Origin of the sequence: uncultured Campylobacter sp. (genome assembly GCF_937980635.1) — a bacterium.
Taxonomy (GTDB): Bacteria; Campylobacterota; Campylobacteria; order Campylobacterales; family Campylobacteraceae; genus Campylobacter_B.
Genome location: NZ_CALJPG010000010.1, coordinates 45,083 through 59,132, shown reverse-complemented (window position 1 = coordinate 59,132; position 14,050 = coordinate 45,083). Strand labels below are relative to the sequence as shown.

Below are 14,050 nucleotides of genomic sequence, written 5' to 3'. Positions count from 1 at the left end.
TTTAGAATCTTATCAAATTCTTACTAAAATTTCCCTAACATCTAAAAATATGCGCGAGAGCCCGTAAATTTGAACTTTGGCGGCTCTTATCTCGTCCGTGACGATGATCGGCGAGAGCGAGCCCGCAGCGCACAGGGCGACGCGAGTTTTATTTTGGCGCGCGAGACTCGGCGGATTTTTTAGCATTTCGGATACACTTTTGAAATTTGATCTTGAAATTTCGTTAAATTTCGCCAGGTTTAAAATTTTAATCTCCCCCTTGCCGCTGCAAAAAATTTCACAATCCCGCTCCACGTTAAACTTCACGTTTTCGCGCGTAAAATGCGAGCCAAATAGCACAAACGAAGGCACAACCTCGCCGTCGAATTTAATCCATGCGCGCAACAAGCGGTAGTTTAAAAACCGATCGCGCAGCACGTTAAATTTCACACCTTTTTTTTCGAGCGAGCAAAGCTTTTTGTAAAATTTCAATTTCTCCTCTACCGAAGCGGGCAAGATTTGCCGATCAATCGGCGACATTAGCTCGTAAATTTCGGCATCGCAGGCTAAATTTCGTCTCAAATCCGCCGTCAAAATTCCGCCCGAATTCCGCTCGGTCTTTCGCTGCTCATTCCGCTGTGCCGTAAGCGCATAGATGCAACCACAGTAGTTTTGATGATAGAGCGCATCTTTTTTCGCAAGCGCAAACTGCTCGTTCGTGCCGCCGTTTTTACGAAAATTGGGCGCGATAAACTCCAGTCCGTAGCGCTTGCAAATGCGCTGTAGCGAGGCGCAGAGCTGAGAGTGCGATTTTTTGGGACTCATAAGAAGAGTCGTGGTGATTTTACGCTGGCCCAAACTTAGCGCGAGCTCGGCCGTTTTTTGCATACGAAAATCAAAGCAAAACTCGCAGCGCGCGCCTTTCTCGGGCTCATTTTCAAGCCCGCGCGCGCCGTCTAGCCAGCCCTGTAAATCATACTCGCCCGGGATAAATTTAATCCCTAAATTCTCGCAAACCCGCTTCGCGTCGTGCATTCTAAGAACATATTCGCCATAGGGGTGGATGTTTGGATCGTAGAAATAGCCTATTAGCGGCTCTTGCGTGAGCTCTTTTAAGCGGCGCAAAAAATAATCGCAATCGACCGAGCAGCAGATGTGAACCAGCAAAATTTAACCCTTTGCACGAAATTTTTGGATATAATTTTACGCTATCAAAATTAATGAGCGGAAAAATGAAAAATTTTTTTATAAAACACTGGCGTAAGTTTGCTTGCGGCTTGGGCGGATTTGCGCTATTTTACGTGCTTGCGGGCTTTTTCGGCGTGCCGCTTTTTATCGAAAAGGCGCTGCCTAAAATTTTAGAGGGCAGAGCAAGCTTTAGCGTGCAAGATGCTAAATTTAACCCCTTTACCTACGAGCTAAACGTTACCAAGCCGGAGCTTAGCACCTTTAAGCCGCTGTTTAGCGCCGATGAGATAAATTTAAAAATCGGTTTTTCAAAGCTTTTTAAAAAGACTCTCGCGGTAGAAATTTTACATCTTAAATCCCCTAAATTTCACGTCGAGCGCGAGCAAAACGGCACCTTCAATTTTGAGCCGCTACTTTCAGAGCAAAAGAGCGAAAACAAGGATGAAAACTCCAGCTTCAACGTCACGCTGAATAATTTTAAGATCGAGCGCGGCTCTCTGGGCTACGTCGATAACTCCCTAAAAAGGCCATTTTCGCTCATTTCGACCGAGCTAAATTATGAGATCAACGGACTAAATTTAAAGGATGAAACGATCGGCGAGCACGATTTAAGCGCCGTTTCGCGTACATACGACGCGCTGAGCTTCGATGGAGCCATCGACCTGGCGCCTCTTCGTCTACACGGCAAGGTAGATATCTCGCGACTGAAAATCGATCCGTTTTGGCTATCATACCTCGATCCTAGCGGCGTGCGGTTTAAAAACGGCTTCCTTTCCGCCGAGCTGAATTACCGATTGAGCATCGATGAAAATATAAAATTTGCGCTTGAAAACTCAAAGCTCGAGCTGCAAAGCCTAGAAATTTTGCAAGATCAAAGCTTAATTTCGCTAGACTCGCTGAAAATCCCGAGCTTTGAGCTGAATACGGACATCTCGAATGAAATTTCAGGCAAAGTGGTAATCCCGCAAGTGCTAGTTTCAGGCGCAAAATACGATATGAACGAAACTAAAATTTCCACGGGTTTTGAGGGCGCACGGGTCGCGGATTTTGCGCTGGATTTTAATAAAACGGGGGCAAACTTGCGGCTAAACTCCGCCGTAAAAAGCGTAGATCTAAACCGCTCAAGCTTTGCAAACCCGCAAATTTCGGTCGTCTCAAACGATACTAAAATCACGGAAAATTTCTTAAAATTTAACGCCGAAGGTAACGATACGGCCCTTCATACGGGTTTTGGCGCCTTTAGTATCGCGGATACGCAGATTACGCTAGCACGCAGCGATAAAATTTCGGTCGCCGCAACCGAGCTGGGCGCATTTAGCTACGACAAAGAGGGCATGCAAAACGGCGCAAGTCTGAAGTTTGCTAAAATTTCAAACTCCAAAATAGCAAACAAAAACGGAATTTTTAGCGGATTTGAAAGCTTCGGCGTGCAAGGGGTGAAATTTAACGTCGCGGATCTCGATCTGGGCGTGGATAAAATTTTGCTAAACGAGCCGTTTTTCAACTCGGAAGTGGGCGTTAACGGCGCCAAAAGCATAAACGATCTGGCGATCTTAAACGCAATCTCTAAAAATCACGCGAGCTTTAAAAAAACGGCGAGCGTGGGCGATACAAACCCGGCGGATGTAAACTCTACGGCAAGCGGCGCAAATTCGGATTCTAAAAAGCCCGCCAAAAGCCCCGCTTTAAAATTTAAGATCGGCGAGGCCTCCGTAACGGGCGCAAAGGCTAAGATCGGCGAGAGCTTTATCGTTAAAAACAACGTGCACGAGATCAAGGATTTCAGCGCCACGCTAAGCGGGCTAAGCTCAAATTTCGCCGAGCCCTTCGGCATCAAAGCAAGCCTTATCTCGGGCGAAATCACCGCTAACGCGGACGGCAAGGCTAGCATCGCGCCGCTTAACGCGGGCGTGAGCTTCAGCCTAAATGCGCCGAACTTGGGCGTCTTTAACAAATATGCGGCGGAATTTATCACGGGCTCCATCGCAGGCGAGCTCGCTATGCAAGGGCAGCTGAAGCTTTCAAACGCATTATCGCTCGAAGCAAAGCTTTCAGGCAAGGGCTTGGCGCTAAGCTCGGGCAGGGATAAAATTTTCTCCCTTGCGTCGCTGAATGTCGCGCAAATCACGCTAAGCCCAAGCTCTCTCACGCTAAATAAGATCACTCTTGGCTCGCCCGCGGCAAATATCTCGCTAAATAAAGATAGGCGTTTAAATTTAACTTCACTGATAAAGCCCGCCGCGCAGCTAAAGCAGACTGCAAAGCCCGCCCAAGCTGCGCCTAGAAGATCCGCAAAAAGCAAGGCAAACTTTGCCTGGAGCGTAAAAAATATCTCGCTTAGCGGCGGAAGTTTAAATTTCACTGATGAGAGTCTAGCAACACCCTTTAAACTGCGCATCAGCGATATGAAAGCAAGCATCAGCGAGATCAGCCCGAAGCGAGCGGCGGATATCAAGCTTAGCTCGCTCGTAAGCGGAAGCGGGTTAGCGAGCATCACGGCGCGCGCCTATCCGCTGGACTTTAAACGCAAAAGCGACATAAACGTCGTTTTAAAGGAGATTCCGCTTGTGCCCGCATCGCCCTATACCGCCAAATATATCGGCAATGAAATCGCGGGCGGCAAGTTAAATTTAAAACTTGCCTACAAAATCGACGATGGCAAGCTAAACGCAAGCAATGATCTAAATTTAGACCGCTTCAAGCTCGGCAAAGAGGTGCAGAGCAAGGATGCGCTGAGCCTTCCGATCGGGCTAGCGGTATCGATCCTAAAGGACAGCGACGATCAGATCGATATTAGCCTGCCTCTAAGCGGCACGCTGAGCGATCCGAAATTTAGCTACGGCGCGCTGGTTTGGGGCGCAATCAAAAAGCTGCTCTCGGATATCGTGTTAAGTCCGTTTAGATTTATGGGAAAGATCGCGGGCGTAGATACGAAAAAGCTCGAAAGTATCGATTTTGAGGCGGCGAGCAGCGAAATTTTAATCAGCGAAAACTCTAAAATAGATGATTTAGCCAAGGTCGCAAAAGCCAAGCCCGAACTTAAGATCATTCTAAACTCTGCGTATAACGAAAAGCTCGATACTCACGAGTTTAAAAGGCGCTCGCTGCAAAATACCCTCACGCTGATGTCCAATAAACAAGGCCTCTCCACGGACGAAGCCATAGCGGCGCTTAAGATCAAATACGGCATCAAATCCGGCGGCGATGAGGCGATGGAGGAGCTGATAGGGGCGCAGAAATTTACCCGTTCGCGTCTTGATGAGTTAGCCCTTGCCAGGGCGACTGCCGTGCAAGCGGCACTCGTGCAGCGCGGCGTAAGCGCCTCTCGCATAGAGATCAAAAAGCCGAGCGAAGCCGAGCTTAAACAAAACAGCTTTATCCCGCTAAGTCTCAGCGTAGAGAGGTAGTGTAAGCAAAATTTGGCTATACTAAGCGGACTAAATTTAAAGGAACGGCGATGATAAATATAGGAATTCACGGCGGAAGCGGCAGAATGGGCACGATGATCTACGAATGCCTGAAAAATTTCGATCAGGCGCGAGCAAGCGTAATCTACACGATTGCGCCGCTTGATTATACGCCCAGCTGCGCCGTAACGAGCAGCTACGACGAGCTTTTTAGCGGCTGCGACGTCGTGATAGACTTCACGATCCGAGACGGCGCAATAAATTTAATGGAATTTGCGCTTTCGCATCCAAAGCCGCTTTGCATCGGCACAACGGCTCTGGGCGATGAGGGCGAGCGGCTACTGCGCGAATGCAGCGCAAAAATGCCCGTACTACACGCTACGAATATGAGCCTGGGCGTTGCGGTGCTAAACAAACTCGTAGCGCTTGCTAGTAGGAGCCTGCGCGATTTTGACTGCGAAATTTTAGAGATGCACCACCGCCACAAAAAAGACGCCCCGAGCGGCACGGCGATGAGCCTTGCGGAAAGCGCCGCGAGCGAGCGCGAGCTAAGCTTAAAAGACGTGCGCGTAAGTGGTCGCGACGGGCTCATCGGCGAGCGCGGCAAGGACGAGATCGCCGTGATGTCGCTGCGCGGAGGCGATATAGTCGGGCGCCACACGGTGGGATTTTACGGAGATGGCGAATTTATCGAGCTAAATCATACGGCAACTTCGCGCGCAACCTTTGCTAGAGGCGCGATAAGGGCCGCAGTTTGGCTAGCGCCCCAAAATAGCGGGCTTTACGGCATAGACGACTGCTTAGGAATCTAGACCTTTGCGGCTAAATTTAAGAGGAAAAAATGCCAACCAAAGATGAAATTTTAAATTTTTTGCGCGAGCTAAAGCCCGAGCTTGAAAGCTTTGGAATTTACAAAGTCGGACTATTTGGTAGCTACGCCAAAGGCGGAGCGAATATCGCCGAGAGGTTTAAAATTTCAGCCGATCTATTTGATGAGGCGCCGGCAACATGACGGACGGCAAGCCGTCAATGATAAAACAAAATATAGATAAATTTCTAAAAAATAAAATTTAAGAGGTTAGAAAATGTGCGCAATCGTGGGAGTCATAAATTCCGAAGGTGCGGCTAAAACCGCGTATTACGGGCTTTTTGCCATGCAGCACCGCGGCCAGGAGGCAAGCGGCATCAGCTCGAGCTTCAACCATCACATCAAAACGATCAAAGCCACAGGGCTCGTGACGGAGGTTTTTAGCCTCGCGAGTTTTGAAATTTTAAAGGGCAACATCGCGATCGGCCACAACCGCTACGGCACCGCGGGCGCAGACAGCCTGAAAGACGCGCAGCCTGTTGCGGGCAACTACGCGCTAGGCGAAATTTCGATCGTTCATAACGGAAATTTGATTAATAAAGACGAAATTCGCCGCAAACTCGTAAGCGAGGGGGCGATCTTTCAGTCCGGCATGGACACCGAAAACATCTTGCATCTCATCGCACGCAGCAAGCAGGAGCATCTAAAAGACCGTATCGTCGAAGCTCTGAATCAGTGCGTGGGCGCATATTCGCTTCTGATTTTAAGCCGCTCGAAGATGTTTGCCGTGCGCGATCGCTACGGAGTGCGTCCGCTCAGTATCGGCAGACTCAAAGACGGTGGCTACATCGTCGCGAGCGAAACCTGCGCGTTTGATCTCGTAGGAGCCGAATTCGTCCGCGACGTGAAGCCCGGCGAGATGGTGATCTTCGAAGAGGGCAAGGATGAGTTTAGCTCGCTTGAAATTTTAAAAGCCGCGGAGGCTAGAATTTGCGCGTTTGAATACATCTACTTTGCGCGCCCAGACAGCGTCGTAGAGGGCAAAAATGTATATGAGGTCAGAAAAAAACTGGGCGGCGCGCTCGCGCGAAAATGCGGGGGTTTAAAAGCCGATTTCGTCGTGCCCGTGCCCGATAGCGGCGTACCGGCGGCGCTAGGTTTCGCGCAAGAGAGCAAAATCCCCTTTGAGATGGCGATCGTGCGCAACCACTACATCGGCCGCACCTTCATCGAGCCGACGCAAGAGGTGCGAAATTTAAAGGTCAAACTCAAGCTAAATCCGATCGGTGCGGCACTACACGGCAAGAGCGTCGCGGTGATCGATGACAGCATCGTGCGCGGCACCACGAGCAAAAAGATCGTCGAGCTTCTGCGCCATGCAGGCGCAGCGCGCGTGCATATGTGTATCGCAAGCCCCGAGCTAAAGTACCCCGAGCGCTACGGCATCGACACGCCGAGCGTGCGCGAGCTGATCGCCGCAAATATGAGCACAGATGAAATTTGCAAATTTATAGGCGCCGACAGCCTCACGTTTCTTAGCGTACCGGATCTCGTAGAGGCGCTTGGAAGCGAGCGCAAGTACTCACTCGTAAGCTTCGACGGCGATTATTTCATCAAAGATTAGCAAATTCAAAGGAGTAAACTATGACAAAATTTAAGATTAAGCGCGTTTATGAGAGCGCAGAGGAAGGGGATGGTTTTCGCGTACTTTGCGACAGACTGTGGCCGCGCGGCGTAAAAAAAGACGCGCTGGAACTTGATATGTGGGCAAAAGATATAACGCCTAGCACCGAGATACGCAAGCTTTTCGCGCATAAGCCTGAGAATTTCGCGCATTTTAAGGAGCTTTACCTGGCTGAACTTGAGCAAAATCCCGCCGTAGCTGAATTTTTGAAAAAGGTTAAAAACGAGCCGATCGTCACGCTACTATACGCTGCAAAAGACGAGCACTGCAACCATGCGATGATTCTGCGCGATTTTCTGCAAAGCAAGGTGCGCTGAAATTTTGCGCTCAAAGCGCACCGCTAACTGTATTTTAAAGCAAATGTAAAATCGCCTCGCTCGCCAATCCACTCGGAAAACCAATGTGCGAGGCATAGAATTCAGCGAACAAGGCTTAAGCGGAGCGCTCTTAAAGCCTTGCCAGACGCGATTTGAGATAAATTTTCTATCCGGATGTACACTTCGCAGATGCGCAAAACAAACGCTAAATTTTGCGTCAGAACTCTAAAAAACGCAGAATTTTATAAAAAGCGAATAAAAATTTCAAGGAAAATGACCCGATTTAATATATGCAAATTTAGAATTTCATCTATTTTTTAGCGCTATTTTTCATAATGCAAGCTAAGAATTTAAAAAGCGAGCTTAATATAAATTCGCAACAAATCAAATTAGTTTATTACACGCAGCATTTTTAAATTTCATTTAAGGATTTGCCGCTAACATTGCTCGTAATTTTTTACAAGGAGAAACAATGGCAATCAGTGCTAGAAATCAGCTTCACGTCGTAATCGGCGACGTAAAAACAGGTGCGGTAAATTCGCTAATCACAGCTAAAACCAGAGGCGGCGACGTGTTAAAAGCGACCGTGACGGTTGATTCTGAAAAAACTTTGGATTTAAAAGCAGGCAAAGAGGCGGTATTCTTATTTAAAGCCCCAAATGTCATCATTTCAAAGGGAGAAAACGATCTTCGCCTAAGTGCTGCAAATCAACTAAAAGGCAAAATTACCGCCGTTAAAGAGGGCGCAATCAATGCTGAAATCGATGTCAGAACCGCAGGCGGTGAGAATCTAAGCGCGATCGTCACAAACAGATCTGTTAAAAATTTGGCGCTAGCAGTCGGCGACGAAGTAACCGCGATCATAAAAGCTACTCAAATCATAGTCGGCGTAAAATAATCCTGCATTGTGCGAACCGATGTGCACGCTTTAAACATCGCAAAATCAAGGAATGAAATTTTATAAATTTCACTCCTTCCTCAAAAATCTTTTTTGATAAATCAAATTTCGTAGCAGCTCAAATAGCGCCGTAAGCGGTCTTTTCTCTCATGCGCGCAGATACACCCCGCGCGACATCCAGCCCCAATCACACCAAAAGCAGTCTTGCCCTATTTGCCGCAGTGCGCGTTTCGCGCAGGCTTTGCATCTATGCAGCACGCAAGCCCCACTAGCACGAGATATCTATGAAACGCAGACCCCTCTTCACTCTGCCCGCTCGCTTATAGCAATGTGCTTTCATATTTTCACGCTCGCTACGGCGCTACTTTGCTCGGTAATGACCGATCCTCGCGTAGATGTCCACACCAAGAGTGAGCTGATCTAGATCATAGCGGCACGCGCTAACCGCGCCCACCGATAGATAGCGGCACGGACAGATCATCGAACCGATCGGCTCGTTAAAAGGCGTAGATGTAGATTCTACAAATAAAATCACTCTCGTAAAATTTCGGCTCGTAGCCGCGGGTAGCGGGCATTTGCTTTGCTAAATTTGATACTCGTCGGGGCTTAGTTCGCCTCGTAAAAGTTTGCCGAAGCGTGCGGCTGCAGCCTCTACGGCATCGTCGCCAAACTCGCCGGGCTCAAACCCGCTGCTGATAAACGGCACGACAAACTCCATCCCGCAGTAGTTTGCCGCGATCTTAAGCGGAGTTAAAATTTCATCCATGCTATAGCCGATCGCGCCCTGTTTGGAGTATTCGCTAAGCGGCGTACTAGCGCTTAGCGCGAGCTGCAGGACCTTGCCCCTAAGCGCGCCGGAGCCCACCAGCTCGTGCGAAAAGACGATATCGATATAGGCTTTTAGCATAGGCGGCACGTTTAGCCAGTACATCGGGTACAAAAATACGATGCGATCCGCGCCGCGTAGCGCGTCTTGCTCTGTGCGAGCATCTATACGCGCAGTATCAGTGCCGTAAAGTCCCTCCAAATGACGCACCTCCATGCCGGCAGCGCCCTTTGCGACCTGCGATAGGGCTTTGTTCACGCGCGAGGCGGCGAAATTGGGATGCGATAAGATCACGAGCGTTTTCATGTTGTATCCTTTGTTAAAATTTGTAGAATCATATCGTTAAAAAGCTAAGAGTAGATTAAGAGGAGTTGTGAAAACGAGCGTTATTTTGCTTGTGAGGAACCTGGATTTGCGTGGTACGATAGATACGAGGCGCTCTCGTAACATACTACCTCAAAGCACGCGCTACAAAATGTTTTTACGCGTGTCGCAAAGCAAGCCCCTAGCCCGCTCTTGTCTAAAACGATCTGCTTACGATCCACCCGATCGCGCGCAGCTGCGACGCGGGGCAAAATTTCATCCAAACAAGGATAAATTTATGAAAAAAGATTAAAATTTAGCCGCGATTTGGGCTACGAGCCCGAAAATTTCAAAAAAAAGGACACGATATGCAGAGAAAAACACAGATCGAAGACGAGTTCAGCACAGAGGATCGCGAGCGCAAAATCACGCTGCAAGCGGGAGACGTAGCGCCCGCTTTTACGCTGCAAAACGCCGACGGAGCGAGCGTCGCGCTAAAGGACTTTGCGGGAAAAAAGGTCGCGCTGTATTTTTACCCCAAGGATAACACCCCCGGCTGCACGACCGAAGCGTGCGAATTTAGCGCCGCGTACGATGATTTCATCGCCGCAGACTGCGTGATCGTAGGCATCAGTCCCGACAGCACCAAATCCCACGCGGGCTTCATCGCCAAGCAAAGCCTAAAGCACATCCTGCTGAGCGATCCGCAGCACGAGGTAGCCAAGCTATACGGCGCGTGGCAGGTGCGCAAAAACTACGGGCGCGAGTATCTAGGCATCGTGCGCTCAACCTTTCTGATCGGTGCGGACGGTAAAATTTTAAAGGTCTATAAAAGCGTCAAGGCAAAGGATCACGCCGCAAAGGTACTCGCGGATCTGCTAGCTGCGGGGAAATAAAGCGCTAAGTGGTATTTTGAAGCAGAACTCCGGCGCATTGAGCGCTAAGCTTTAATTATGAAATTTATGCGCTGAAATTTGCTACGGAATTTCGGCATAAAATTTAAGCGTCGAAGCTTCGGCATTAAAATTTGGCTTTGAAATTTTGCCTCAGAATTCTGCTTCTCATTTGAAAATTAAATTTTGAAGCGGAGCTGCAAGCGCGATTTTAGCGGCAAATTTTATCGCCCCAAACCAAAATTTTAAAGGAAAAATATGAAAAACTTAATCATTCTAGCTCACCCCGACATCGAAAATTCGCTCATAAACAAGCGGTTTTTGAAAGAGGCTGCCGCGCAAAGCTTCTAGGAACTTATCGCTTTTTCCTCGCCGCGCTCACGGACAAAAACGCCGCAAAATATCCGCTCTCTTGCTTTGCGTAGCGGCATGTGATGCGAGCAAAGCGGTACTGCGAGCGCGAGTAAAACAGCGCGGCGGGTACGGTTAGAGTCGCTGAACGCCGATAAAGAAACGGGGCGGGGTGCGATACACAAATTTTATCCTCGCGCAAAATCCGCGCCGCAGATCGTATCGGCAAGTAAAATTTCGCTTGATGTTTAGAGAAAAGCGCGAAAAAAACGGTGCCGCAAATTATACGAGCCAAAAATCCGCCCGATGATTTGCAATAAAATTTTAAGTTTAAATTTTACATGTTTGCGCAAAGGCTTCGGCGCCTCCGAATAAGCCTCGGCCGCAGAAATTTTGATCTAAAATTTGAGCAGCCCGTCCTCGTCAAATTTAAAACCGGGTCCCCCCAAGCAACCTCCCAGTAGTACCCGTCCGGATCGGCAAAATACGCGTGGTATCCGCCCCAAAACGTATCTTTGGGCTCCTTGACGATGGTGTCGCCCGCCTTTTTTACTAGCTCTATGACGCTATCCACGTCCTCTTTGTTTTTTACGTTATAGGCTAGCGTGATGCCGCCAAATCCGCTGCCCTTGGGCGGATCGTTCTCGTCGATATCTCGCGCCAGCGCGTCTAACGGATAGAGCTCAAATTTGGTCCCCGGCGTATTAAAAAAGCATACCGACGGGTCGTCGTCTTTACAATCCGTCTTAAATCCTAGGCCGTCTCTGTAAAATTTCAGCGCCCTTTGCATGCTTCGCACGCCTAGGCAGACGCAGGTTATTTTATTCATTTTAGCCTCCATAAATTTTAACGTATCTATTTTGGTTTCTTATGCCGTAGTTGAGCCTGCGCTCAAATAAGCCGTCGTCGCACTAGCCGAGCGCGCCGTCCGAGCTTTTTAATCGCCGATCATTAAAATTCTAAAATTCCGCCTCCAAGCTCGGCGTTAAATTTTAAAATTTAAGCCGCCTTATCTAGCCCACAAGCTAACTCAAAGCCCGCGCCTTACGGCTCAAACGAGCAGGCTTTTAGATTTCCGCCCGCTAAGCCCTTTTTAAACCACTCTTTGCGCTGCGCCGAGGTGCCGTGCGTGAAGGAATCGGGCACGACGCGACCGCTAAATTTGCGCTGCAACGTATCGTCGCCGATCGCACTGGCGGCATTTAGCGCCTCGTCGATATCGCCCGCCTCCAGCACGCGCCCTGTTTTTGCGAGATAATGCGCCCAGACCCCAGCGTAGCAGTCCGCCTGCAGCTCGACTTTGACCTGAAGCGCGTTTTGCTCGGCTTCGCTGCGAGCGCGTCTTTTTAGAGTGGCGATCTGCTCCAGCGTGCCGACTAAATTTTGAACGTGATGCCCCACTTCATGCGCGATGACGTAGGCCTGCGCGAAGTCGCCGCCCGCTTTATATTTATTCGCAAGCTCGTCGAAAAATCCGAGATCCAGATAAATTTTACGGTCTCTCGGGCAATAAAAAGGCCCCGTCTGCGCGCTCGCAAAACCGCAGCCGCTTGCGATCTGATCGCGGAAAAGCCGAAGCCCGGGCTCCTCGTAGCGTGCGCCCGCACTTTTAAATATCTCGCCCCAAACGTCCTCGGTTTGGGCTAGCACCGCCGAGACGAAGGCGAGCTTCTCTTGCTCCTGCGGGCTATCGGTCGGCTCTCTTTGCGTGCTGGCGCCTCCGTCTAAAAGCGCCAAAGGGTTATAGCCCATAAAATACGCTACGACGCCGATTACGAGCACTATACGCCCGATCTTTGAGCCGAGCAAAAACCTAATGATCGGAATCAGCATCCCAAGTGAGCCCGAGCTCGTGCGCATGCTGCTTGCGCGGTCATCCTCTACGTTTGAGCTTCGTCTGCCGTCTTGCCATTTCATGTTTTTCCTTTAAAATTTTTTGAGCCATTATACTAAAATTTTAAAAAGAGCGCCGTTTTGCTTTTACAAAATACTGCGCGCGTAGCGAAATAAATCTGAAATTTTGCTTATTTTAAATTTCTTTTAAGCTGTTTAAAATTTTAAATTCTATATAATCGCCCTTTTTAAATTTAAAAGAAAGGAGAATTTGTGGCAAAAGACGACGTCATAGAGATCGACGGCAACGTCATAGAAGCGCTACCGAACGCGACTTTTAAGGTCGAGCTGGACAACAAACACGTGATTTTATGCCATATCGCGGGCAAGATGCGGATGCACTACATCAAGATAATGCCCGGCGATCGCGTAAAAGTCGAGCTGACCCCTTACAGCCTCGATAAAGGCAGGATCACTTACCGCTATAAGTAAGGATAAAGTTAAATTTAGATATACTCGCGATTTTGCAACTAAACTGTAGGAAGAAGTGTTTTCAAAATCCCCACTATTTTGAAAACAGTTGGTTTGATACTTTCGCTTTTGAAATTTCATTAAACCTAGGTGCAGTTTGCATTTAAAGTGGAGAAAATTTTAGGAGAGTGGAATGAAAGTTCGTCCATCCGTTAAGAAAATGTGCGACAAATGTAAAATTGTCAAGCGCAAAGGTGTTGTTCACGTTATTTGTGAAAATCCAAAACATAAACAAAGACAAGGATAAGTTATGGCTCGTATCGCAGGTGTAGATCTACCAAAGAAAAAAAGGATTGAATACGGACTAACTTATATCTACGGTATAGGTTTATTTACGTCGAGAAAAATTCTCGATGCGGCAGGAATTTCTTACGATAAAAGAGTCGCCGATCTGAGCGAAGATGAAGCCGCCGCTATCAGAAAAGAGATCCAAGAGCACTATATGGTCGAAGGCGATCTTCGCAAACAAGTGGCTATGGATATAAAAGCGCTTATGGACTTGGGCGGCTATCGCGGCTTAAGACACAGAAAGGGCCTTCCTGTTCGCGGTCAAAAAACAAAAACGAACGCCAGAACCAGAAAAGGCAAACGCAAAACCGTCGGTGCGGCAGCTAAATAAGGATTGAGATATGGCACAAAAAAAAGTAGTTAAGAAAAAAACCGTCAGAAAAAATATCGCCAAAGGCATAGTTTACATCTCCGCTACGTTTAACAACACTATGATTACCGTAACGGACGAGATGGGCAACGCGATCGCGTGGAGCAGTGCGGGCGCTTTAAATTTTAAAGGCAGCAAAAAATCCACCCCTTATGCGGCGCAGCAAGCCGTCGAGGACGCGTTAAACAAAGCCAAAGAGCACGGCATCAAAGAGGTAGGCGTCAAGGTTCAGGGTCCGGGAAGTGGACGCGAGACCGCCGTTAAAAGCGTAGGTAGCGTAGAAGGGATTAAAGTTACATATTTCAAAGATATCACTCCTCTTGCGCACAACGGTTGCAGACCGCCTAAACGACGTCGCGTGTAATTATAAAAGG

General features: G+C 48.5%; 15 protein-coding genes and 1 pseudogene. 11 read left to right on the top strand and 5 right to left on the bottom strand.

Annotation, left to right across the window (positions count from 1 at the left end; all coding sequences use genetic code 11):
- Nucleotides 1-12: 12 nt before the first annotated feature.
- Nucleotides 13-1,146, bottom strand: coding sequence for an epoxyqueuosine reductase QueH (locus Q0460_RS02425; RefSeq protein WP_299084380.1), 1,134 nt, complete (start codon nucleotides 1,144-1,146; stop codon nucleotides 13-15).
- A 65-nt stretch (nucleotides 1,147-1,211) separates the two neighbouring features.
- Between Q0460_RS02425 and Q0460_RS02420 the strand changes: the two genes are divergently transcribed.
- The 6 genes from Q0460_RS02420 (at nucleotide 1,212) to Q0460_RS02395 (ending at nucleotide 8,281) form a co-directional block, all read left to right on the top strand.
- Nucleotides 1,212-4,574 (top strand): DUF748 domain-containing protein, encoded by a 3,363-nt coding sequence (locus Q0460_RS02420; protein ID WP_299084378.1) that lies wholly within the window; start codon nucleotides 1,212-1,214, stop codon nucleotides 4,572-4,574.
- Nucleotides 4,575-4,624: 50 nt separating this feature from the next.
- Nucleotides 4,625-5,386 (top strand): 4-hydroxy-tetrahydrodipicolinate reductase, encoded by a 762-nt coding sequence (gene dapB, locus Q0460_RS02415; protein ID WP_299084376.1) that lies wholly within the window; start codon nucleotides 4,625-4,627, stop codon nucleotides 5,384-5,386.
- Nucleotides 5,387-5,415: 29 nt separating this feature from the next.
- Nucleotides 5,416-5,586, top strand: a complete 171-nt coding sequence (locus Q0460_RS02410; protein WP_297950239.1) for a nucleotidyltransferase domain-containing protein — start codon at nucleotides 5,416-5,418, stop codon at nucleotides 5,584-5,586.
- Nucleotides 5,587-5,659: 73 nt separating this feature from the next.
- Nucleotides 5,660-7,006, top strand: a complete 1,347-nt coding sequence (gene purF, locus Q0460_RS02405; RefSeq protein ID WP_299084374.1) for an amidophosphoribosyltransferase — start codon at nucleotides 5,660-5,662, stop codon at nucleotides 7,004-7,006.
- Nucleotides 7,007-7,026: 20 nt separating this feature from the next.
- Complete coding sequence (locus tag Q0460_RS02400) at nucleotides 7,027-7,383, top strand: DUF488 domain-containing protein (RefSeq protein ID WP_299084371.1); 357 nt, start codon at nucleotides 7,027-7,029, stop codon at nucleotides 7,381-7,383.
- A 472-nt stretch (nucleotides 7,384-7,855) separates the two neighbouring features.
- Nucleotides 7,856-8,281, top strand: a complete 426-nt coding sequence (locus tag Q0460_RS02395; protein ID WP_299084368.1) for a TOBE domain-containing protein — start codon at nucleotides 7,856-7,858, stop codon at nucleotides 8,279-8,281.
- A gap of 361 nt (nucleotides 8,282-8,642) precedes the next feature.
- Here Q0460_RS02395 and Q0460_RS02390 read toward each other — a convergent pair whose 3' ends face one another.
- Together Q0460_RS02390 and Q0460_RS02385 are read right to left on the bottom strand one after the other, a co-directional pair.
- Nucleotides 8,643-8,816, bottom strand: a complete 174-nt coding sequence (locus tag Q0460_RS02390) for a hypothetical protein (RefSeq protein WP_299084365.1) — start codon at nucleotides 8,814-8,816, stop codon at nucleotides 8,643-8,645.
- Between the two features lie 48 nt (nucleotides 8,817-8,864).
- Entirely contained in the window at nucleotides 8,865-9,413 is a 549-nt protein-coding gene (locus tag Q0460_RS02385; RefSeq protein WP_299084362.1) for an NAD(P)H-dependent oxidoreductase, read from the bottom strand.
- A gap of 365 nt (nucleotides 9,414-9,778) precedes the next feature.
- Between Q0460_RS02385 and bcp the strand changes: the two genes are divergently transcribed.
- Nucleotides 9,779-10,306, top strand: a complete 528-nt coding sequence (bcp, locus tag Q0460_RS02380) for a thioredoxin-dependent thiol peroxidase (protein ID WP_299084359.1) — start codon at nucleotides 9,779-9,781, stop codon at nucleotides 10,304-10,306.
- 746 nt (nucleotides 10,307-11,052) lie between these two features.
- Here the strand turns inward: bcp and Q0460_RS02375 are convergent.
- Nucleotides 11,053-11,483: pseudogene (locus Q0460_RS02375) on the bottom strand (VOC family protein).
- Between the two features lie 215 nt (nucleotides 11,484-11,698).
- Complete coding sequence (locus tag Q0460_RS02370; RefSeq protein ID WP_299084354.1) at nucleotides 11,699-12,571, bottom strand: neutral zinc metallopeptidase; 873 nt, start codon at nucleotides 12,569-12,571, stop codon at nucleotides 11,699-11,701.
- 189 nt (nucleotides 12,572-12,760) lie between these two features.
- Here Q0460_RS02370 and infA point away from each other — a divergent pair, with 189 nt between their 5' ends.
- The 4 genes from infA (at nucleotide 12,761) to rpsK (ending at nucleotide 14,040) form a co-directional block, all read left to right on the top strand.
- Complete coding sequence (infA, locus tag Q0460_RS02365) at nucleotides 12,761-12,979, top strand: translation initiation factor IF-1 (protein ID WP_005869854.1); 219 nt, start codon at nucleotides 12,761-12,763, stop codon at nucleotides 12,977-12,979.
- A 172-nt stretch (nucleotides 12,980-13,151) separates the two neighbouring features.
- Nucleotides 13,152-13,265, top strand: a complete 114-nt coding sequence (gene rpmJ, locus Q0460_RS02360) for a 50S ribosomal protein L36 (RefSeq protein ID WP_005869855.1) — start codon at nucleotides 13,152-13,154, stop codon at nucleotides 13,263-13,265.
- A 3-nt stretch (nucleotides 13,266-13,268) separates the two neighbouring features.
- On the top strand, nucleotides 13,269-13,637 hold the full coding sequence (rpsM, locus tag Q0460_RS02355; protein WP_005869856.1) for a 30S ribosomal protein S13: 369 nt from the start codon (nucleotides 13,269-13,271) through the stop codon (nucleotides 13,635-13,637).
- A 10-nt stretch (nucleotides 13,638-13,647) separates the two neighbouring features.
- Nucleotides 13,648-14,040, top strand: a complete 393-nt coding sequence (rpsK, locus tag Q0460_RS02350; RefSeq protein WP_177387174.1) for a 30S ribosomal protein S11 — start codon at nucleotides 13,648-13,650, stop codon at nucleotides 14,038-14,040.
- Nucleotides 14,041-14,050 lie beyond the last annotated feature (10 nt).

Bases quoted from the DNA above. Each gene is read 5' to 3' on its own strand.
- rpsM (WP_005869856.1), top strand. From the start codon at position 13,269: ATGGCTCGTATCGCAGGTGTAGATCTACCAAAGAAAAAAAGGATTGAA.
- Q0460_RS02395 (WP_299084368.1), top strand. From the start codon at position 7,856: ATGGCAATCAGTGCTAGAAATCAGCTTCACGTCGTAATCGGCGACGTA.
- bcp (WP_299084359.1), top strand. From the start codon at position 9,779: ATGCAGAGAAAAACACAGATCGAAGACGAGTTCAGCACAGAGGATCGC.
- rpsK (WP_177387174.1), top strand. From the start codon at position 13,648: ATGGCACAAAAAAAAGTAGTTAAGAAAAAAACCGTCAGAAAAAATATC.
- Q0460_RS02400 (WP_299084371.1), top strand. From the start codon at position 7,027: ATGACAAAATTTAAGATTAAGCGCGTTTATGAGAGCGCAGAGGAAGGG.
- Q0460_RS02370 (WP_299084354.1), bottom strand. From the start codon at position 12,571: ATGAAATGGCAAGACGGCAGACGAAGCTCAAACGTAGAGGATGACCGC.
- Q0460_RS02385 (WP_299084362.1), bottom strand. From the start codon at position 9,413: ATGAAAACGCTCGTGATCTTATCGCATCCCAATTTCGCCGCCTCGCGC.
- purF (WP_299084374.1), top strand. From the start codon at position 5,660: ATGTGCGCAATCGTGGGAGTCATAAATTCCGAAGGTGCGGCTAAAACC.
- dapB (WP_299084376.1), top strand. From the start codon at position 4,625: ATGATAAATATAGGAATTCACGGCGGAAGCGGCAGAATGGGCACGATG.
- Q0460_RS02420 (WP_299084378.1), top strand. From the start codon at position 1,212: ATGAAAAATTTTTTTATAAAACACTGGCGTAAGTTTGCTTGCGGCTTG.
- Q0460_RS02410 (WP_297950239.1), top strand. From the start codon at position 5,416: ATGCCAACCAAAGATGAAATTTTAAATTTTTTGCGCGAGCTAAAGCCC.
- rpmJ (WP_005869855.1), top strand. From the start codon at position 13,152: ATGAAAGTTCGTCCATCCGTTAAGAAAATGTGCGACAAATGTAAAATT.